The following is a 19917-nucleotide window of genomic DNA, read 5'->3' as shown; positions in this document are numbered from 1 at the left end:
CCTGCACGGGATCTAGCGCAACGTCGGATCCGGAACGAAGCTCTGCTGGAGCAAACGGCTCCAGCGATTGGCCGGCAGCTGCGGGTTCAGCAGTGCAATGCCGATGCAATACTTGGACATCGATACCTCTCGGATGCCCAGCTCGGCCAAGGCCTGGTCCGACGCGCCCCGGCCATCAGCGGACTTGGTCTCCACGACAACCAGGTCCGGTCCGTCAACCCTCGAATCGCCGTTGGCGTATTCCAGTTCAACGTCGCAGGTCAGCCGTTCGCCATCGATGGGGTTCACGAAAGTTGCACGCCGGTAGGCACTGTCCAGCACAGGTTGCAGTTGGGGCACGTCCTGCCCGTACTCGCTGCGCAGGACCGATTCCAAGAACTCGAGGTTCTCTTCGGTCAGCTCGCCGGCGCTGTCCAGATCCTGCTCGACGCGATGCTTCACCGTCGAGCCGCGAAGCCCCTTGGTCTTGATCTCGAACATCGACAGCCCGGTGTCAGCATAAGTGCGCGAGCGCACCTTGTATCGCCGTCGCCGACCCTGGCGGTGGGCGCGGTACTGGTCGTAGTCCTCGGTATCGAAATACACCGATTCGTAGCGGAAGGTGCGCAGGCCATCGATCTGCATGATCTTGAATTGATCGCCCAAGCGCTCGGATAATGCCGTGAACTCCTCTGGGGCCAACAGGAACTTCTTGTCGACTCGGGTCTGCAGCGCCGCTTCGGAGATCACGTCTTCGAGACTGATCGGCTCCCGGCCGATGACGGCTTCTTCAAGAGCCGCGCGCGCCTGGGAGACGACGAGGTCCGCTCCCTTGGCCGCATATGTCGTCATCAGGACCACGTCTCCTGCTTGGCTCCGTTCTGCGCTGCCGGTGCGGACTGGCTGTTCGCCAATTCATAAGTGCCGGAGAAGCTCTCGGATGCGCTGGCCTTAGCAGTGGACTTGCCTCCGGCAACGTTGGTGCGGAAGCGGACATCAACGATGGTCAGATCGCGAACCATATCCAGCTCGACAACTACTGTTCGCAGCACCTTGGCATCCAGCAGTTCTTCCAATGCAGCCTGCAGATCCGCCTTCTTCGGGTAGGCACGTTCCAGGGTCACGGTCTGGCGCTCGGTGCGCGGAGCGAAGCTCGGGTGGTCAGCAAGGAACATCACCAGAACCAGGGCCGCGGTGGCCGCTGGAGCCAGCCATGCCGGGTCCGGGTGCAGGCCGTTGACCAAACCAATGGCCAGCGAAATGAAGTAGTAGGCGACTTCTTCCTGGGTCAGCGTGTCTGAGCGAAGGCGAATGATTGAGAGGATGCCGAAGAGCCCCAGCCCCAGCCCCATGCCTGCGCCGCTGCCTGAAAGCAGCAAGGTGACCGCGAAGATTCCCATGCTCAAGGCGATATATGCGAGCACGAGGTCGCGGCGGAAGTGGCGGCGGAAGTATACGAAGTACACCAGAACCGTAATGCCGATGACGTTTGAGGCTAGTCCCGTCCAGAATGACAACATTGCTATCCCTTTCGAAAGTGTGAAGTGATGATCCCTTCTTTATGAACTTTAGGTGAACTAAATGAGTCCAAAAGTAGAACAACATGAGAACGCCCTCATGTTACTGAATAGGTCTTGACTTGCATGTTTGCCTTCTGCTGACGGAGAGTGTGCCGTCTGGCTGGTTTTACTCAGCTTCCGCGCACCCGAGTTCTCTTACTTCTTGAGCATGCCCTCGAAGCGTTAAACAGCTAACGGCGGCTATTCTCTTTGCGAGAATAGCCGCCGTTAGCTGTTGGAGTATCGCTTACTTGCCAGCTTCGATTTCAGCCTTGGCCGTCGAATCCGAATCGTTCAGGAACTTGCCGATGCGGTCGACTTCTTCAGTCTCGCCGATGGCTGCGGCCGCACGGCCCAGCGCATAGAGCGAGCGAAGGAAGCCTCGGTTTGGCTCATGGCGCCAAGGCACAGGGCCCTGTCCGCGCCAGCCGGCTTTGCGCAGCGAGTCCAAGCCTCGGTGGTAGCCAACTCGTGCGAACGCGTACGACTCCACGATGCGGCCCTCACTGTGCGCTTCGTTGGCAAGCAGCGCCCAAACCAGTGACGAGGCAGGGAACTTTGCCGCCAGGTCCGTGGCTTCATCACCGGCTTCATAGCGTGCCAGCACTTCGGTTTCTTCCGGAAGCAGGGTTTCCGGGATACCCAGCAGGTTTTCTCCGACCATGGTTACTTCAGCGACTTTCCGGCCGAGCCTAGCTGCTGGGCAGCTTCAACGATGCGGGCAGCCATGGACTCTTCAGCCTTGGCGCCCCAAACGCGCGGGTCATAGGTCTTCTTGTTGCCAACTTCGCCGTCGATCTTCAGCACGCCATCGTAGTTGCCCAGCATGTGGCCTGCGACCGGACGGGTGAATGCGTACTGGGTGTCGGTGTCGATGTTCATCTTGATCACGCCGTAGGCAACAGCGTCAGCGATTTCCTGCTCGGAGGAGCCCGATCCGCCGTGGAATACGAGATCGAATGGGTTAGCCTTGCCGATTTTGGCACCAACCTGGGCCTGGATATCCTTCAGGATCTCTGGGCGCAGCTTTACGTTGCCTGGCTTGTAAACGCCGTGGACGTTGCCGAAGGTCAGCGCGGTGATGTAGCGTCCCTTTTCACCGGCGCCCAAAGCCTCGATGGTAGCCAAGGCATCTTCGACGGTGCTGTACAGCTTGTCGTTGATCGCGTTCTCGACGCCATCTTCTTCGCCGCCCACGGCACCAATTTCAACTTCGAGGATCTGCTTCGCGGCAGCGGTGCGTGGCAGCAGTTCAGCAGCAATACGCAGGTTCTCTTCGAGGGTCTCAGCCGAGCCGTCCCACATGTGGGAGTTGAAGAATGGATCGCGGCCTGCAGCGACTTCAGCCTCCGAAGCGGCCAGCAGCGGCAACACGAAACCGTCCAGCTTGTCCGCTGGGCAGTGGTCGGTGTGCAAGGCGATGTTCACGCCGTAGTTCTTGGCAACCTGGCGCGCGAAGGCCGCGAAGCCCAGCGAGCCGGTAACCATATCCTTGATGGATGCACCAGACCAGTATGCGGCGCCGCCGGTGGAGACCTGGATGATGCCGTCGGATTCAGCCTCTGCGAAGCCGCGAATTGCGGCGTTCAGAGTCTGCGAGCTGGTCACGTTCACTGCTGGGAAGGCGTAGCCGCCTGCCTTGGCAGCATCGATCATTGCATTGTACTTATCGGGGGTTGCGATAGGCATGCTTCACTCCTGGTGATTAGCGAGGTTACGCGTCTCCATTGACGGCGGTTCGCCATCCATCCTATCGGCTATGTCACTAACTAAGCCCTAAATCTCGTATCGTGACACGGGGAATTCCGCGGTTTACCGCAAAGCAAACGGCCAACCCAGAGCTTGTCTCATTATGGTTGGCCGCTGGCTTTTTACGTTCTCTATTCGGTTGTTGCGCTTACAGAGGTGCTTCCCGACGGAGCTAGCTGTGTCTTGGTCGTGGTGCTGGGCACTGATGCAGAGCTCTTGGAAGCCGCCGGAGTTTCAGTTCCGGTCGAGGCCGACTTCGACGAATCCGCCTTTGGTGCAGAAGCTGAGCCGGTTGGAGTATCCGTAACGGCTTCTTCTTCTGGCTTCGTTGGCTCTGGAGTTGGAGCCTCCATCTCATCAGTGGCATCCGGATCTTCGGGTCCGTCCGTAGCGCCTGGACTCTTCGTAGCGTCTGGACTCTTCGAATCGTCAGGGCTCTTGGAACTATCTGGGCTCTTCGAGCTATCAGGGCTCTTCGAACCGTCCGGGCTCTGTGAACCATCTGGAGACTGCGAACCGCTCGGGCTTTCACTCTCGCTCGGCGACGGGGGCTGTGATTCCGATGGGCTTGGCTTCGGCCGTGGAATGCTTGGAGTGTCATCCTCGGGGACAATGACGTCTGGATCCGGGCCGCTTGGAGCCCGATCAGGAAGGCGGGAGCCGTTGCCCTTGGGAGCACTGCCCGCATTGACTGTCAGCCGCTGCGAATTAATCATCGCCTGGCGCTGGCCCGGAATGGTTGGCAGGTAGTTGCGCGGATCATGCCAACGGCCGTCGATGATGACCTCGAAGTGCACGTGGCAACCGGTCGAGTTGCCGGTAGTGCCAGCCAGGGCGATCAGTTCACCCTGCTCGACTCGCTGCCCCACCTTGGCAATCAACTTCGAATTGTGGCTGTAGCCAGTCTGGACATTGCTGCCGTGGTCGATAGTCACGCGCATGCCGGAGTGCCCAGCCCATGCCGATACGGTCACCGTTCCAGCTTCAGAAGCGTAGACCGGCGAGCCGCAGGAAATAGGGTAGTCCTGGCCAATGTGGATCTGGTTGCCAGGACCGGTAGGGTTGGCACGCCAGCCATAAGGGCTGGAAATACTGCGGGTCTTGACCGGGTGCATCAGTTGCAGGTCGCCAGGCAATTTGCCGAGCTCGCCGACCATGCCCGCAAGCAGAGCTGAGGATTCGTTGTCATTGCCGGACGCTTCTGAGCCCGCGTCAGCGCCATCAAGCATTCCAACGGGACGGCCGTCAATAGCCAGCTCCTTGCCGGAACCGCCAAATGAGTTCAGCGGCGCATCTGCACTGACGTAGACCGGTCCGTTGAACATTGATGGATCTGCCACAGCATCGATGCCTACAGGGATATCGCCCTGCCTGGAGTCACCGGCCTGAGCCATGATCGGGATCGCCAGGGCTCCCGTCAGTCCGAGCGCGGCGACGATAGAAGTGGACCATATAACCAATGGCCTTCTGCGTCGAGGCAGCCCGGGCAACAGTAAGTCACGGTTTACTTGATGACGTCGTTTCACGACCGCCCTCTCCCAGATCACGTTTTCATAACTAAAACCCAGAGTAGGCGGAAAATGATAACTAATCCAGATGCTCGACTAAACTCGTCAGTATTAAATTTCTTGTTAACCTACTTTTTGCCCAAACACGTGCCTGCGTACCCACGCATGCATGGCAATCCCGGCTGCGGATGCCGCGTTGATTGAACGAGTCGAGCCGAACTGCTCGATGGACAAGGTGTCCTTGGCCGCAGCGTGGACTTCCGGGCTGAGTCCCGGACCTTCCTGCCCGAAGACCAGCACGCAGTCCTTCGGCAGGTCGTAGGTCTCCAGGGGAACGGAGTCCGGGAAGATATCGATTCCCAGAATCGTCAACCCCTCGCCCTCAGCCCAGGCAACGAACTCCTCCACCGTTGCATGGTGCCGTACGTGCTGGTAACGATCAGTAACCATGGCGCCTCGTCGATTCCAGCGGCGACGGCCGATGATATGGACTTCTTTGGCCAGGAAAGCGTTTGCGCTGCGTACCACGGTGCCGATGTTCATATCGTGCTGCCAGTTTTCAATGGCGATATGGAAATCGTGGCGGCGTTCGTCAAGATCAGCAATGATGGCGTCCATCGTCCAGTAGCGGTACTTGTCCGCGACGTTGCGCCGGTCGCCCTCGGCAAGCAACTGGGGATCGTATTTTCCGTCGGTTGGCAGTTCCCCCTCCCAGGGGCCTACTCCGATCACATGCTGCGCGCTCGGGTCATTAACTGGTTCATGCGTTTCTTCGTTCACAGTATTAAGCCTAGTTCGTTATGTTCGCGCCCTTGTTCACGGCGCATTTGCGTGCGCCTGTGTAATCTCTTAATAGAACGGGATACTTTCAGTGCCGATAGCTCCCACCACATATTTCCCTAGGGAGGATCCACGCCTCGTGACAACTTCAATCCGCGGTACGCGAACTGTCCACGACATCAAATGCTGGCTCACGGACATGGACGGCGTATTGGTTCACGAGAACCAGGCCATCAAGGGCGCCGCCGAGATGCTGAGCTACTGGCGCGACAACAACCTGCGCTTCCTGGTCCTGACCAATAACTCCATCTACACCCCGCGCGATCTGCGTGCCCGCTTATTGGCCTCAGGCCTGGACGTCCCGGAGGAAAACATCTGGACCTCCGCGATGGCCACTGCAGAGTTCCTGGCTCGCCAGCGCCCCGGCGGCCGCACCTTCGTCATTGGCGAAGCCGGTTTGACCACTGCCCTGCATGATGCGGGGTTCATCATGACCGACCAGAACCCTGACTACGTCGTGCTGGGCGAAACCCGCACCTACTCTTTCGAAGCCATCACCAAGGCCATCCGCCTGATCGAAGGCGGGGCGAAGTTCATCGCCACCAACCCGGACGCTACCGGGCCGTCCACCGAAGGCATTATGCCAGCCACCGGTGCGATCGCGGCTTTGATCTCGCGTGCAACCAACCGCGAGCCATACGTGGTGGGCAAGCCGAACCCAATGATGTTCCGTTCTGCCCTGAACCGAATCGATGCGCACTCGGAAACCACCGCAATGATCGGCGACCGCATGGACACCGATATCGTTGCGGGCATGGAAGCCGGACTGCTGACCGCATTGGTCTACACCGGCATCACCGCCCGCGAGGACATGGACACTTTCCCGTTCCGCCCGGACCTGCAGTTCCCATCCGTGGCGAATCTGCACGCGGAACTCGCCAAGGGTGCCGCTGCAGCGGAAGCGCCTGCAGCCAAGAAGTAGCAGCTAGCGGATTCAGCAAGGCCGGGCTTTTGCCCGGCCTTGCTGCGTTGACGCAAGATTCCGGAAGTATGCTGAAACCGTGACCGAGCAAGTACCGAACGAGGTCCCGAGCGCGCGGAAGCGTGGACGGCCCAAAGGCAGCAACACGGGGACAACTAGAGCGGCGATCCTCAAAGCCGCGTCCAAGGAGTTCTCCCGTGCCGGATACGAGGCAGCCAGCCTCCGGTCGGTAGCGCGCCGAGCCGGGGTGGATCCAGCACTGGTTCACCACTATTTCAAGGACAAGAGCGACTTGTTTGTCCAGACCATGCGCATCCCCGTCAACCCAGGGGAAATCATCGCCGAGGCGGCAACAGCGCCGTTGGAGGAGATGGGCGAGGCGCTGACTCGCGCATTGCTCGCTACCTGGAGCAAGCCGGCTTTCCGCACGGCTGCAACGGCAATGATCCGGGGCTTGGTCTCCAGCAGCAGCGCGGCGAAAATCCTCCGTCCATTCCTGCAAGAGCAGATCTTCTCGCGCTTGGGTGCGCGTTTGCCGGAAGAAAGCGCCGAGCCGAGGGTAGCCCTGGTGGCCAGCCAGATTGTCGGCCTGATTGTCGCGCGCTACATCATTGGCTTGGAGCCTTTGGCCTCCATGGATGATGAGCGGGTTATCGAGCTGGTGGCCCCCACCATCCAGCGCTACCTCACCGGCCAATTGCCTGCGTTGAACCATTGACATGCTGCTGGCAGAGGTCCCTAATTCATTATGTGATGAATAAAACGGCTTGTGTCGATGTGCAGCGGCTCGACATCAGACGCGGAAGAGCATTGGTCCTGGACCACGTGGAATTCCAGCTCGCGCCGGGACGGATCATCGGCTTGCTCGGCCCCAGCGGCAGCGGCAAGAGCACCTTGCTGCGAAGCATCGTGGGCAACCAGGTCATCAGCAGCGGAACAGTCTCCGTTCTCGGAAAGCCCGCCGGACACAAGTCCCTGCGCAACCGGGTCGGCTATATGACCCAGGCAGCCAGCGTCTATGACGATTTGAGTGTCCGGCAGAACATCGCCTACTTCGCCAAGATCCTCGGCCAGCCCCCAGCCGAAGTGGATCGAGTCCTCGAAGCCACGGACCTGGCGGACCAGGCTGGCCGGCTGGCCATGGGCCTGTCCGGCGGACAGCGCAATCGGGTGTCCTTGGCCATCGCGCTGCTCGGCTCGCCGGAAATTGTCATCCTGGATGAACCCACGCTGGGTTTGGACCCGGTGCTGCGTGCGGATCTGTGGGCGATGTTCTCGCAGTTGGCGGCCACCGGCCTGTGCCTTGTCGTCTCCAGCCATGTCATGGACGAAGCCATGCGTTGCGATGAAATCCTGCTGCTGCGCGAGGGGAAGCTGCTCGGCCAGATGAGCCCGGCTGCATTGATGGAGTCAACCGGTGCAGACAATCCCGAAAATGCCTTCGTTGCCCTGGTCGCGGCAAAAGGGAACCAGCCATGAAACGGACGTTCGCCACCGCCGGGAGGGTTCTGGCCCAGGTGCGCCATGACCCGCGGACCATTGCCTTGATGCTCATCGTGCCCAGCCTGCTGATCGGCCTGATCGCATGGATCTTCACCGACACCCCGGCCTTCAGCCGCATTGGCCCGGCAATGATCGCCTTGTTCCCCTTCGTGGTCATGTTCCTGGTAACCAGCATCGCAACACTGCGCGAGCGGCGCAGCGGAACCCTTGAGCGCTTGCTGAGCATGCCGCTGGCCAAGGGCGAATTCATCTTCGGCTACGCGCTGGCGTTCACCCTGGTTGCGATCCTCCAGACCATGATCGCGGTCAGTTTCGCCATCTGGGTTTGCGGCTTGGAGATCGAAGGCAGTTTCTGGCTGCTGTTCGCGGTGGCCGCCCTCGACGCGCTGCTGGGCATCAGCCTCGGCCTGATGGCCAGCGCCTTCGCACGCACCGAATTCCAGGTGGTTCAGTTCATGCCGGCGCTGGTCATCCCGCAGTTCCTGCTGTCCGGAATCATCCTGCCCCGCGAGCAGCTGCCCGGCGCGCTGGAGGCCATCGGCGACTGGCTTCCGCTGTCCCACGCCATCGACGCCCTCTCGGATGCCGCGGCGGGAACAGTGGATTCGGCGACGGCAAGAAGCATGCTGGTCATCGCCGCCTGGATCGCCGCCGCGCTGATCGTCGGTTCCCTGACCCTGCGGCGGCGCACCGCCTAGCGGCTACGCGATGTCCACCGGGGTGTCCAGCACGCGGCCCTCGGCCACTTCGCGCACCTTCCCGGTGATCCGGAACTCGGCCTGCAGTGGCAGGTCCTCGCTGCTGGTTCCCACCAGCGCGGTGAACTTGCCCGGTTCCACAATGCGCTTCCCGGACAGCCCGGTGAACGAGGTTCGGTCAGCATGCACGGTGAAAGCCACGCGCTTCGACTCCCCTGCCTCAAGCTGCACCTTGGCGAAGCCGGCCAGCCAGCGGCGCGGGCGCACCACCTGCGACACCGCGTCAGCCAGGTACAGCTGCACCACTTCGGCACCGGAGCGCGCTCCGGTATTGGCCACGGTGGCACTGACCCGAATGGTGCCGTCGGCAGCGATTTCAGTTTCCGGCAGTGCCAGCCCGGAGATCTCGAAGCTGGTGTAGGAGCTGCCGTAGCCGAAGGGGTAGAGCGGACGCGGATCGAGGTTGGTTACGCCTTCTGAATGCCACGCCAGCTTGGAAGCCAGGTAGGTGCCCGGCTGCCCGCCGATATGGTCGGGGATTTGCACCGGCAGCTTGCCCGAGGGGTTGACCTCGCCGGTCAGCACGCCAGCCAGTGCCGGCCCGCCTTCCACCCCGGGCATGAAGCACTGGATGATGGCCGCGGTGCGATCAGCGAATTGCCCCAGCGAATACGGGCGCCCAGTGACCAGCACCAGCACCGTCGGGGTCCCCGTGGCCAGCACGGCTTCCACCAGATCCCCCTGCCGCCCGGGCAGGCGCAGGTCGACGACGTCGCAGCCCTCCCCCGAGGTGCCACGGCCGAAGAGCCCGGCGAGGTCGCCAACGGCAACCACCGCGACTTCGGCGTTGCGGGCGGCCTGGACCGCCTGGGCGATGCCCGAATCATCCAGATCGGTGAAGTCCACGCCACGGGCATACTCGATCTGCGATCCGGCGAGCGCGGGAGCCTGCTGCAAGGCTTCGAGGATCGAGGCCATCGGCACGCCGTAGTCCTGCTGCTCGGCGAAGCGCGAGTAGACATGATTGGTGAAGGAGTAGCAGCCCAGGTGGGTGCGCGGCTGGGAGGCGCTGGGCCCGATGACCGCCAAGCGTGCCGGGCTGGCCAAGGGCAGGATCTGCTCGTTGCGCAGCAGGATGATCGATTCCTCGGCCATTTTCCGGGCATGGGCACGGTTATCGGCCGAATCCAGTTCCACGTCATCGCCCAGCCAGGCCTGGCGCGGGTTCCAGCCCGGATCCAGCAGGCCCATCTGCAGCTTCTGGGCCAGCACGCGGCGCACCGCGGTGTCCAGGACTTCCTGCTCCAGCGCTCCGGCGCGGACCGCCTGGGCCAGGTTGGCGAAGGCGGTGGTCTCCGGGAGCTCAACGTCCATGCCGGCTTCCAGGGACAGCCGGCCCGCGGCGTCCTCGTCTTCTGCGACTTCGTGCATGCTGTGCAGGAAGCTGACGGACCAGTAGTCCGCCACGACGGTTCCCGCGAAGCCCCAGCGGCCCCGCAGCACTTCGGTGAGCAGCCGGTGGCTGCCAGCGGGCGCTTCGCCATCCACGTCCGCATAGGAGTTCATCACGGACTTCACTCCACCCTCGCGAACTGCGCGTTCGAACGGCGGGAACACCGTGTCTTCCAGCGCCCGGGGGCCCATGGAGACCGGCGCGTGGTTGCGCCCGGCTTGCGAGGCCGCGTAGCCGGCGAAGTGCTTCAAGGTGGCGTGCACCCCCGAGTCCTGCAGGCCGCGCACGTAGGCTACGCCCAGCTCCCCAACCAGGTGGGGGTCTTCGCCCATGGTCTCTTCCACCCGGCCCCAGCGGTAGTCGCGGGTGACGTCCAAGACCGGGGACAGGCCCTGGTGCACTCCCATCTTCAGCATGTCGGCGCCGATGCGCCGGGCCATGCCGCCAATGAGTTCCGGGTTGAAGGTGGCGCCCCAGGCAATGGACGCCGGGTAGCAGGTCGCGCCAAGGGTGGTGAAGCCAGTCAGGCATTCCTCGTGGGCGATGGCCGGGATGCCCAAGCGGTTCGCGGCAATGACCTGTTCTTGCAGCTCGACCAGGCGTTCGCGGCCTTCGGCGGGGGCCAGCGGGATGGTGCCGAAGGCGCGGGTGATATGCCCCAAGCCGTCCTTGATGGCGGTTTCGAAGCTGGGGCCTGCGGTGAAGGTGTCGGCCATCGGCGCGACGTTGCCTTCCCCGTCCTGGTTTTCTTCCTCCGGGCGGATCCAGAACGAGCCCAGCTGCCCGGCTTTCTCTTCCAGGGTCATTTCATCCATGAGCGCGGCGACGCGCTGTTCGGCAGGAAGTGAGATGTCGTGCCAGGTTTGCTCGACGGTTTTCATGGCAGTTCCTTGTCTTCAAAGATTTCGATTGCTTGCGGGGGCGGATCAGCCCTTGACTGCGCCCTGCAGTCCATTGACGATGCGCTTCTGCATGGCCAGGAAGAAGATCAGTGCCGGGATCATCGCCAGCGCGGTGAACGCGAAGACGCCGGCGGTGTCGGCCGAGTGCTCGCTGGAGTAGTCGGCGACGCCCAGCGGCAAGGTGCGCATATCCCCTTGCAGCAGCAGCAACGGCAGCAGGTAGGCGTTCCACGAGCCGACGAAGGCCAGTACGCCGACGGTGACCATGCCCGGCCCGGACAATGGCAGCAGGATCCTCCAGAAGAAGCCGATGCGGCTGGCGCCATCGAGCTGGGCGGCTTCTTCCAGCTCCTGGGGCAGCGCCATCAGGAAGGGGCGCAGGATGACCACGGTCATGGGCAGCGCGAAGGCCGCCTGCGGCAGGGCGACGCCCCACCAGGTGTTGCCCATGTCCAGGTCCCGGGTAATCAGGATGAACAGCGGAACAATCGCCACGGTGGCCGGGAACAGCAAGCCAAGCACGAAGACCATGAAGATCGGCTCGCGCAGGCGGAACTTGTAGCGGGCCAGCGGGTAGGCAGCCATGATGCCGAAGACCACCACGACGTTGGTGGTGATCACCGCGATCATCGTGGAGTTCAGCGCGTACTGCCAGAAATCCGGGTTCTTCAGCACCCCGGCGTAGTTCTCCAGCACCCACGGCTCGGGAAGGCCTGCCGGGTTCTCGGCCAGCTGCGCGTTGGTGCGGAACCCGCCGAGCACCCCGTAGAGGACCGGGCCCAGGGTGATCGCGACAACCGCCAAGGCGATGGCGTAGACCAGGACGTTTCCGCCTTGCCGGCCGTTGCGCTTCTTGGCGAGTTTTGCCTGGGCGGGGGTGTGCTGGGGCCTGGTAGCCAGGGTGGCGCTCATGCTTTGGCCTTCTTCCGCTTCGTGCGCTCATCATCGGGCTGCGAATCCCGCTTGAGGATGAACTGCTGGTAGGAGATGGCCAGAACCAGGGCGACGATGAACAAGATGACCGAGGCGGCCGCGGCGATCCCGAAGTTCTGGCGCTTGGTTCCTTCCGAAATCAGGAAGCTGGCCATCGTGGTGGTGGCGTTGGCCGGTCCGCCGCCGGTGAGGATCCAGACCATGTCGAAGAGCTGCAGCGAGCCGATCATGGACAAGAAGCCCCAGGTGCGCAGGGTGGGGCCCAGCAGCGGGATGGTGATCTTGCGCTGGATCTGCCACCAGGAGGCGCCGTCGATTTCCGCCGCTTCGTAGAGCTCGGACGGCACCCCCTGCAGCCCGGCAAGGAACAGGATCACCGCCAGGCCAAGATACTTCCAGGTCAGCACTGCCAGCACGGTCCCCAAAGCGAGTTCCGGCGTGCCCAGCCAGCCCTGGGCCGGCCCCTGGATTCCCAGCTTGGACAAGATGGTGTCGATCACCCCGTACTGCGGTTGCAGCAGCTGGAACCAGACCACCCCGGCGATGACTTCGGACAGCACGTAGGGCACGAAGATGATGGTGCGCAGCAGGGACTGGATCTTCATCTTCCGGTTCAGCAGCAGGGCGATGCCCAGGCCGATCGGCAGCTGCAGGGCGATGGAGCCGCCGATGATGACCAGGTTATGGACCAGGGCATCGGTGAACACCTCGTTGCCCAGCACCCGGACGTAATTCTTGAAGCCCACGAAGTCCACCAGCGGGCCGAAGCCCTTCCAGTTGTACATCGAGAAGCGCACGGCCTGGATGATGGGGACCAGCATGAAGACCGCGATCAGCAGCAATGCCGGGCTGACGAAGAACAGGATCTCCAGGTTCTTGCGCCGCTGCGCGGGCTTGCGCGTGCGCTTGGCACCGGCAGGCGGCAGTCCGCTTGGCGTGGAACGCCGCCTTTCGGAAAGCCCTGGGCCACCGCTGGCTGGCGGACTGGCTGCGTAGGTTACTTCTGGGGCCACGGCGTGGATCACTTCTCCAGGTCAGCGGCATCTTGGCTGGCGTCGACGATCTTCTGCGCGTCGGATTTGCCGGCGAAGAGCAGGGCGATCTCGTCGTTCATGGCCCCGCCAATGGAGGCGCCGAACGAGGTGTCGAAGTACAGCTGGAAATATGGCGCCTTGTCGCGCACGTCCATCAGCGAAGCCAATGCCGGATCCGAGATCGCGTCCTTGGCCGCCGGGTTGGTCGGCAGGCCCATGTCCAGCTCGGCGAAACCGCGCTGGACCTCGTCGGAGAGCATGTGCTTCACGAAGTCCACCGCCGCGTCGGGGGCGCCTTCGGAAACTGCCCAGGCGTCGCCTCCGCCAAGCTGCGCGGCCGGGTCGCCCTGGCCGCCCTCAATGGCAGGGAAGGGGAACCATCCGGCGTCTTCCCCCATGCCAGTGCCGTCTTCGGTCAGGCCCTGCATGACCCCTGGCTCCCAGTGGCCAGCCAATTCCATGGCTACCTTTCCGGTGGCCAGCAGGCCCGAAGCGGAGGTGGGGCCGGACTGCGCCGGGGTAGAGAGGAAGCCCGGGTTGAATGGCTCGGATTTGATCAGCTGGTCCACGTCTTCCCCGGCCTTGGTGAAGCACTGGTCGCTGAAATCGAGATTGGCGACCGAATCGGCCAGGGTCTGCTGGGAGCATTCGCGCACTGCCGCGTAGTACCAGTAGTGGGCTGCCGGCCATTTGTCGCCGGCGCCGATGGAAATCGGGTCGATGCCGGCCTGCTTCAGCTTCCCGGTGGCCGCAATCAGTTCATCGAAGGTCTGCGGGGCCGAGTCGATGCCCGCTTCCTTGAACAGCGCCTTGTTGTACCAGAACCCCGCACCGCCCAGCGAGAACGGCAAGGCGTAGGTCTTGCCATCGAGCTGCCAGCCGCCGGCGTTCTCGCCGAGGAAGGCGATTTCCTCGGAGGCCGCCTCGGTCAGGTCCTTGGTCAGCCCGGCGGCCACGTGGGCTGCGAGCTCCCCGCCACCACGTTCCATGTAGACATCCGGGGCGTCGCCGCTCTGGAAGGCCGCATCGAGCTTGGTGAGCATGTCCTCGTGCTGCATGGCGCTGACTTCGACCTCCACCCCTTCATGGGCGGCTTCGAAGTCGGCTGCAACCTGTTCGTAGTAGGCCTTGCCGTCGCCGTTATTGGAGTTGTGCCACCAGGTGATGGTGGTGGTTCCGTCTGCCGACGTCCCTTCCTGGCCTGCATCGGCGGCGCAGCCGGTGGCCAGCAGGGCAGTCGTGGCGGCCAGCGCCAGAATCTGCGCACCTCGGATCTTGGATAACATGCTCGTGCTCCTCAGCTGTGATGAAGACCTGCCGGCATCGGACGGCAGGCGATTGGCTCCACCAAGAATTGCACCGTGACGCAGGTCATGTCAATCGTTTTCGATAACGTTTTCGAAATCCATTGCGAAAACGTTGTCGAAAGATCCGCAATCGGTCGTCATGCCCCCGTGAAGTCACGGAATTCCGGAGTATTTTGCGCTACTGTTAGTGACGTGATGACCCCTCAGACCGGAATCCCCGGGATCGCCAATGCCCAGCAGCCGCAGATCCCCGGCGAGCCTTCCAGCGCACGCGTGACCATCAACGACGTCGCGCGCGCCGCGCAGGTCTCCGTCTCCACCGTCTCGAAGGTCGTCAACGGCCGCTACGGGGTCGCCTCGGCCACCATCGCCAAGGTCCACCAGGTCATCAGCGAACTGGGCTACGAGACCTCGCTGGTCGCCTCCTCGCTGCGCAGCACCCGCACCAACATCATCGGCATCCTGGTGGCGGAGTTCGAGCCCTTCTCGCTGGGCCTGCTCAACGGCATCTCCGCGACCCTGCGCGGAACCCAATACGATTTGATGGCCTACGCGGGCAACCTTTCCCCCGAAGGGCATGCCGGCTGGGAACGCCGCTCCCTGTCCCGCTTGGGCGGAACGCTGATCGACGGCGCCATCATCGTCACCCCCACCGTGGAAGTCCCGCACAGCTCGGTGCCGGTCGTCGCCATTGACCCGCATGCCGGTCCGGAAATGCCGATCGCCATCGACGTGGACAACCGTTCCGGGGCCTATACGGCCACCCGGCACCTGCTGGATCTGGGCCATCGCCGCATCGGGCACATCCGCGGGCGCGGGGATCTGGCTTCCGCGCACCTGCGCGAGCAGGGCTACCGCCAAGCGCTGGAAGAGGCCGGCGTGGAATTCGATGGGCAGCTGTCGCACGATGGCGATTACCAGCATGATGCCGCGGTGCAGGCCGCCCATGACCTGCTGGACCTGCCCCAGCCGCCCACGGCGATTTTCGCGGCCAATGACCTCTCGGCCCTGGCCGCCTTGCAGGTGGCCGGCGAGCGCGGGCTGCAGGTTCCCGGCGATCTTTCGATCATCGGCTTCGATGACATCCCGGCCGCGGCACAGTCCTCTCCCCCGCTGAGCACCGTGCGCCAGCCGCTGCATGAGATGGGGGCCCAGGCCGTGAACATGCTGCTGGGCCTGCTTGCGGGCGAGGACGTCCGCTCCCCCGGCCACCTGCCTGCCGTGCTCGTCCCGCGCGAGACCACGGGCCCCGCCCGCAGCAGCTAGCCGGGAAAAGCAGAGCACCCCGCCGCGCACCGGGAATTCTCCGGTGGGCAACGAGGTGCTGTGCAGGGAATCGCTTGCCGGCTACAGGCCCAGCTCGTTCTTGCCGTAGGCGAACAGGTACGGAACGCCGGCTTCTTCTTCGATGCGTTCCTTGGCTCCGGTGTCGCGGTCAACGATCACGGCCACGGCAATCACGTTGCCGCCGGCCTTGCGCACGCCCTCGACAGCGGTCAGCGCCGAACCGCCGGTGGTGGAAGTATCCTCGAGCACGATGACATCGCGGCCTTCGACGCTTGGGCCCTCGACCTGGCGGCCCATGCCGTAGGACTTCTGCGCCTTGCGGACCACGAAAGCGTCGATGGCGCGGCCCTTGGCCCGGGCGGTGTGCATGATGGCGGTGCCTACCGGGTCAGCGCCCATGGTCAAGCCGCCCACATTGCTGAATTCCAGCTTGGCCTCGTCCAGCAAGCCAAGCATGACTTCGCCAACCAAGCCCGAGGCTTCCTGGTGCAGGGTTACACGGCGCAGATCGATGTAGTAATCAGCTTCCTTGCCCGAGGACAAGGTGACCTTGCCGCGCACAATGGCTAGTTCTTGGATCAGTTCTTTTAGTCGCTCACGGGCGCTGGTTTCGCTCATACCCTCGATTCTAGTCGGCATCATGGCTAGGCTGATTCCATGAACGCAAAACGCCCCTTGGGTTACTGGCTGAAATTGGTGGATTCGCTGATTGACGAGCAGTTTGCAGCGACTTTGGAAGAGCACGGTGTGACACGCAGGCAATGGCAGGTGCTCAACCTGCTAGAGCAGCAACCTGCCACCGAGGCGCAACTGGACGCCGGGCTTTCTCCGTTCTTCGCCTCGCCGGATGAACCGCAATCATTGAGAGAGCACCTTGCCGAGTTGATCGAATCCGGCTGGGTTACGGCAATCAACGGCGAGTATTCCATCACCGATCGGGGCCACACCTCGTTGCTCAAGCTCAGTGAGCTCGTGGAAAAGATCCGCACCCAGTTCGGCCAGGATCTGGACGGTTCCGAATATGACGCGGTGGTCGAAGCCTTGGAGAAGATCGCGCGCAATCTCGGCTGGGACCCGGACCAGGACTCCGAATAGCCCCTCCGGGATTTGTTGAGAACAGATTAACTTTCGTTCCCAGCCTGTGCAGCGGTACCGCACGGCGAGGGCTCATGCCTAGGATTAGAAGCATGCGTGAACTGCAAGCAAAGATCATTGAAGAGCTGGGCGTGCGCCCGGAAATCGACGCGGCCGACGAAATTCGCCGTCGTATCGACTTCCTCAAGGACTATCTGGCCGCTACCGGTGCCCGGGGTTTCGTGCTGGGCATCTCCGGCGGCATCGATTCGACGCTGGCTGGCCGCTTGGCCCAGTTGGCCGTCGAAGAGGTGCGCGAATCCGGCGGCGAGGCGCGCTTCGTGTCGGTGCGCCTGCCGCATGGCGTGCAGAAGGATGCGGCCGATGCGGAAGCGGCCATGGATTTCGTGGCTGCCGACGAGCAGTTCGAGGTGAACATCCAAAAGCCTGTCGCCGCTTTCGATGAAGCCCTGGCCGATGCGGGCCACCTGGCTCTGAGCGATTTCAACCGCGGAAACCTCAAGGCCCGCACCCGGATGATCATGCAGTACGCCATGGCCGGGGACCGCGGGATGCTGGTCCTGGGCACCGATCACGCGGCCGAATCGATCACCGGCTTCTTCACCAAGTTCGGCGATGGCGGAGCGGACCTCCTGCCCCTGGCCGGGCTGAATAAGCGCCAGAACCAGGCACTGCTGCGCGAGCTGCAGGCTCCTGAGCTGCTGTGGGCCAAGGAGCCTACCGCGGACCTGCTGGACGGCCAGCCGCTGCGCGCAGATGAAGAGGAACTTGGCCTGACCTATCCGCAGATTGATGACTACCTCGAAGGCCGCGAGATTGACCCCGCGGCAGCCGAGGTCATCGAAAGGCGCTTCGTGGGATCCCGGCACAAGCGCACCGTACCGGCCACCTACTGGGATAAATGGTGGCGCGCTTGAGGATTACCCCAAGCCGGTGATTTCCTTCAGCGCCTGGACATGTTGCGCAAAGGCCTCCTGCCCAGCTGAAGTCAGCTTCGCCCAGGTACGAGGCCTTTTGCCCACATACCCTTTCTTGATCTGCACGTAACCGCCGGCTTCCAGTGCGCTCAGATGCCGGGAAAGCACCGAATCCGAAATGCCGATGGCTTCTTTCAAGGATTTGAAATCGGCTTCGTCCACGGCTTGCAAGGAGCCCATCAGTGAAAGCCGTACCGGGTTGGAGAAGTCGTCGTTGAGCCGTTCGCGAGCATGGGCATTCACTTGCGCACCATCGCAATTCCGGTCAGGAACAACGGCGCGGCAACGATAATCCAGATCAACGCGATGGCGCCCCAGCCCATGGGTCCCGCCCCGAGCAAGGCCACTGCCACCGCGTAAAGCACCATGCTCGCAATGAACCCCCGAAGATACATCTTGGAATGCCCGCGCGGCAGCGAGCGGTAGAGCTTCCCGTAAGCCAAGGACATTGCTGCAACGGATACGCAGAACAACGCCATGATGACGATGAAGCCGATAAAATCCGCATCGGGACGAAAGACCTGCAGCAGTGCGGCCAGGCCGCCCATGAGCACTCCCAAGATGATGCAATAGGTGCCCAGCAATTTGGCTCCGTACCCGGCGGCACGCTGCATTCCCTGCTGCGCCAACCCCAGGGCGGCCAGTTGCTCTTCAGGGCTCATTTTCTTGCCGGAACTCATTTGCTGGCCGCCTTGCGAGCCTTCTGCTGGCGCTGTGCGTAGACGGACGTCATGGTCATGCAAATTGCCATGAAGAAGCCCATGCCAATGAAGATCAGGGAGTTGTTGCCCGTGGCATAGGCGGTCATGGCCATTGCCGCGAAGGCCAGACCTGCCGCAACGGTGATGATGGTGTACCAGGTGCTGAATGGAATCTTCATTGTCCTGCTCCTTTGGCTTTGATCTTCCGAGTTCCCCAACCATAACAAGTACTTTCCACTTTGGAAAGTACTCGTTATGAATTAGCTGGAAAGATTCCAACGGACGGATGCCCCGGCTACACGAAGGCACTGACTCCGGTCAGGGCACGTCCCACAATCAGCGAATTGATTTCATAGGTGCCTTCATAGGTATGGAGAATCTCGACATCGCAGAAGACCTTGGCCATTTCGAAATCGCTCACAATGCCATTGCCGCCAAGCATCGCTCGGCCCAAGGCGGCCGAATCCCGCGCCAGGCGGGTGGCAGTGGACTTCGCCATTGCCGCATCCACCATGTGCAATTCCGCGCGCTCTTGCTTGCGGGCAATATCGCCCATCATGGAAAGGCAGGCGCTCAGGTTGCCTGCAATTTCGGCCAGGGGCTGCTGAATCAACTGGAAAGCGGCCAGCGGCTGCCCGAACTGCTGGCGCTGCGCGACGTACTCGCTGCAGATGTCGAGCGTTGCCATCATCGCGCCGACAGCCTGCCACCCCACCCACGCGCGAGATTGCATCAATAGCTGGTTTGCCGCAGCGAAGCTGGTCACCCCTGGAAGCTTATTCGCGACGGGAATCCGCACATTCTCCAGCCGAATATCCGCATTCTGCATGCTGCGCAGCCCGATCTTGTGTTCGATCTTGGAGGCGCTATATCCAGGGCGGTCCGCTTCAACGAGGTAGGCCCCGACCTGCGAAGTTTCCTCGTCCTTGGCCCAGACCAGCGCGAAATCGCTGAAGGTGCCCATGCCGATCCACCGCTTGGCCCCGTTCAGAACGTACTGGTCACCGTCGCGCTGCGCGGTGCTCCGTATGCCGCCGGCGATATCCGATCCATGTTCCGGTTCGGTCAGCGCAAATGCGCCGTAGGCTTCAAAGCCGGCGAGCTTGCCCAGCCACTGCGCGCGCTGCTCTTCCGACCCCAATTCGCGGATCATCCCGAGCACCAGTTCGTTGTGGATGCCGACCACGGATGAGATTGAAATATCGGCGCGGGCGAGTTCTGCATGGATCAGCCCCCGCAGCAAATGCGAGCTGTCCCCCAGCTGCAATCCGCCCAGTCCGAGTTCGGCCAGTTTTCCGATCAGCTCGGTCGGAAATTCTTCGCGGTTCCAATAGCCAACGGACTGCTTGCGCACCTGATGCTGCGCTACCTGCTTGATTCCAAGCAGTCGCTGCCGTTCGGTTCCACTTAGTTCTCCGGCCACATTCAAGAGGTCCATCCGGGGATTCCTTCCAAACCATAGGATGTCCA

At 62.4% G+C, this 19917-nt stretch carries 22 protein-coding genes; 7 read left to right on the top strand and 15 right to left on the bottom strand.

Annotation, left to right across the window (positions count from 1 at the left end):
* Positions 1 to 12: 12 nt before the first annotated feature.
* The 6 genes from ACIP6G_RS14940 to ACIP6G_RS14915 all read right to left on the bottom strand — a co-directional run bounded on the left by ACIP6G_RS14940 (position 13) and on the right by ACIP6G_RS14915 (position 5575).
* Positions 13 to 831, bottom strand: coding sequence for a polyphosphate polymerase domain-containing protein (locus tag ACIP6G_RS14940; protein WP_400291049.1), 819 nt, complete (start codon positions 829 to 831; stop codon positions 13 to 15).
* Complete coding sequence (locus ACIP6G_RS14935; RefSeq protein WP_400291047.1) at positions 831 to 1499, bottom strand: DUF4956 domain-containing protein; 669 nt, start codon at positions 1497 to 1499, stop codon at positions 831 to 833. Before ACIP6G_RS14935 ends, ACIP6G_RS14940 begins: the two co-directional genes overlap by 1 nt.
* Before the next feature lie 286 nt (positions 1500 to 1785).
* Complete coding sequence (locus ACIP6G_RS14930) at positions 1786 to 2202, bottom strand: DUF3151 domain-containing protein (protein ID WP_105657906.1); 417 nt, start codon at positions 2200 to 2202, stop codon at positions 1786 to 1788.
* Between the two features lie 2 nt (positions 2203 to 2204).
* Complete coding sequence (gene fbaA, locus ACIP6G_RS14925) at positions 2205 to 3227, bottom strand: class II fructose-bisphosphate aldolase (RefSeq protein WP_105657905.1); 1023 nt, start codon at positions 3225 to 3227, stop codon at positions 2205 to 2207.
* Positions 3228 to 3418: 191 nt separating this feature from the next.
* Positions 3419 to 4681: a peptidoglycan DD-metalloendopeptidase family protein gene (locus ACIP6G_RS14920; RefSeq protein WP_400291044.1), complete on the bottom strand. Its 1263-nt coding sequence runs from the start codon at positions 4679 to 4681 to the stop codon at positions 3419 to 3421.
* Between the two features lie 237 nt (positions 4682 to 4918).
* Positions 4919 to 5575 carry an RNA methyltransferase gene (locus tag ACIP6G_RS14915; protein ID WP_105657903.1) on the bottom strand — a complete coding sequence of 219 codons (657 nt, stop codon included), beginning with the start codon at positions 5573 to 5575 and terminating at the stop codon, positions 4919 to 4921.
* A 139-nt stretch (positions 5576 to 5714) separates the two neighbouring features.
* Here ACIP6G_RS14915 and ACIP6G_RS14910 point away from each other — a divergent pair, with 139 nt between their 5' ends.
* From ACIP6G_RS14910 to ACIP6G_RS14895, 4 genes are all read left to right on the top strand, one after another.
* Positions 5715 to 6557, top strand: coding sequence for an HAD-IIA family hydrolase (locus ACIP6G_RS14910; protein WP_105657902.1), 843 nt, complete (start codon positions 5715 to 5717; stop codon positions 6555 to 6557).
* 79 nt (positions 6558 to 6636) lie between these two features.
* Positions 6637 to 7275, top strand: coding sequence for a TetR family transcriptional regulator (locus tag ACIP6G_RS14905; protein ID WP_400291042.1), 639 nt, complete (start codon positions 6637 to 6639; stop codon positions 7273 to 7275).
* A 35-nt stretch (positions 7276 to 7310) separates the two neighbouring features.
* The gene (locus ACIP6G_RS14900) at positions 7311 to 8036 is read left to right on the top strand and encodes an ABC transporter ATP-binding protein (protein WP_400291040.1); all 726 of its coding nucleotides are present in this window, start codon (positions 7311 to 7313) and stop codon (positions 8034 to 8036) included.
* Entirely contained in the window at positions 8033 to 8758 is a 726-nt protein-coding gene (locus ACIP6G_RS14895) for an ABC transporter permease (RefSeq protein ID WP_400291038.1), read from the top strand. Before ACIP6G_RS14900 ends, ACIP6G_RS14895 begins: the two co-directional genes overlap by 4 nt.
* A gap of 3 nt (positions 8759 to 8761) precedes the next feature.
* Here the strand turns inward: ACIP6G_RS14895 and ACIP6G_RS14890 are convergent, their stop codons facing one another.
* Genes ACIP6G_RS14890 through ACIP6G_RS14875 form a run of 4 tightly spaced genes read right to left on the bottom strand, consistent with a single transcriptional unit; the run spans position 8762 to position 14366 of the window.
* Positions 8762 to 11092, bottom strand: a complete 2331-nt coding sequence (locus tag ACIP6G_RS14890; RefSeq protein WP_400291036.1) for a glycoside hydrolase family 3 N-terminal domain-containing protein — start codon at positions 11090 to 11092, stop codon at positions 8762 to 8764.
* A 45-nt stretch (positions 11093 to 11137) separates the two neighbouring features.
* Positions 11138 to 12025: a carbohydrate ABC transporter permease gene (locus tag ACIP6G_RS14885; RefSeq protein ID WP_400291034.1), complete on the bottom strand. Its 888-nt coding sequence runs from the start codon at positions 12023 to 12025 to the stop codon at positions 11138 to 11140.
* The gene (locus ACIP6G_RS14880; protein WP_400291032.1) at positions 12022 to 13059 is read right to left on the bottom strand and encodes a carbohydrate ABC transporter permease; all 1038 of its coding nucleotides are present in this window, start codon (positions 13057 to 13059) and stop codon (positions 12022 to 12024) included. Before ACIP6G_RS14880 ends, ACIP6G_RS14885 begins: the two co-directional genes overlap by 4 nt.
* A gap of 8 nt (positions 13060 to 13067) precedes the next feature.
* Complete coding sequence (locus tag ACIP6G_RS14875; protein ID WP_400291030.1) at positions 13068 to 14366, bottom strand: ABC transporter substrate-binding protein; 1299 nt, start codon at positions 14364 to 14366, stop codon at positions 13068 to 13070.
* A 216-nt stretch (positions 14367 to 14582) separates the two neighbouring features.
* Between ACIP6G_RS14875 and ACIP6G_RS14870 the strand changes: the two genes are divergently transcribed.
* Positions 14583 to 15653, top strand: coding sequence for a LacI family DNA-binding transcriptional regulator (locus tag ACIP6G_RS14870; protein WP_400291279.1), 1071 nt, complete (start codon positions 14583 to 14585; stop codon positions 15651 to 15653).
* A gap of 81 nt (positions 15654 to 15734) precedes the next feature.
* On the opposite strand, the gene pyrE is transcribed toward ACIP6G_RS14870, so the two are convergent.
* Positions 15735 to 16292, bottom strand: coding sequence for an orotate phosphoribosyltransferase (gene pyrE, locus ACIP6G_RS14865; protein WP_400291028.1), 558 nt, complete (start codon positions 16290 to 16292; stop codon positions 15735 to 15737).
* 39 nt (positions 16293 to 16331) lie between these two features.
* On the opposite strand from pyrE, the gene ACIP6G_RS14860 reads away from it, so the two are divergent.
* Together ACIP6G_RS14860 and nadE are read left to right on the top strand one after the other, a co-directional pair.
* Positions 16332 to 16769, top strand: a complete 438-nt coding sequence (locus ACIP6G_RS14860) for a MarR family winged helix-turn-helix transcriptional regulator (RefSeq protein WP_400291026.1) — start codon at positions 16332 to 16334, stop codon at positions 16767 to 16769.
* Positions 16770 to 16861: 92 nt separating this feature from the next.
* Entirely contained in the window at positions 16862 to 17686 is an 825-nt protein-coding gene (nadE, locus tag ACIP6G_RS14855; protein WP_400291024.1) for an ammonia-dependent NAD(+) synthetase, read from the top strand.
* A gap of 3 nt (positions 17687 to 17689) precedes the next feature.
* On the opposite strand, the gene ACIP6G_RS14850 is transcribed toward nadE, so the two are convergent.
* From ACIP6G_RS14850 to ACIP6G_RS14835, 4 genes are all read right to left on the bottom strand, one after another.
* Positions 17690 to 17989 (bottom strand): transcriptional regulator, encoded by a 300-nt coding sequence (locus ACIP6G_RS14850; protein WP_105657891.1) that lies wholly within the window; start codon positions 17987 to 17989, stop codon positions 17690 to 17692.
* On the bottom strand, positions 17986 to 18426 hold the full coding sequence (locus ACIP6G_RS14845; RefSeq protein WP_105662662.1) for a hypothetical protein: 441 nt from the start codon (positions 18424 to 18426) through the stop codon (positions 17986 to 17988). The genes ACIP6G_RS14850 and ACIP6G_RS14845 overlap by 4 nt, the downstream gene beginning before the upstream one ends.
* On the bottom strand, positions 18423 to 18626 hold the full coding sequence (locus tag ACIP6G_RS14840; protein WP_105657889.1) for a hypothetical protein: 204 nt from the start codon (positions 18624 to 18626) through the stop codon (positions 18423 to 18425). The genes ACIP6G_RS14845 and ACIP6G_RS14840 overlap by 4 nt, the downstream gene beginning before the upstream one ends.
* 116 nt (positions 18627 to 18742) lie before the next feature.
* Positions 18743 to 19885 carry an acyl-CoA dehydrogenase family protein gene (locus tag ACIP6G_RS14835; protein WP_400291021.1) on the bottom strand — a complete coding sequence of 381 codons (1143 nt, stop codon included), beginning with the start codon at positions 19883 to 19885 and terminating at the stop codon, positions 18743 to 18745.
* Positions 19886 to 19917: the final 32 nt, after the last annotated feature.

The sequence above is a fragment of the Glutamicibacter sp. NPDC088483 genome, from assembly GCF_044753145.1.
In the GTDB taxonomy this organism is placed as follows: domain Bacteria; phylum Actinomycetota; class Actinomycetes; order Actinomycetales; family Micrococcaceae; genus Glutamicibacter.
This window is presented reverse-complemented; position numbering and strand designations above follow the sequence as displayed.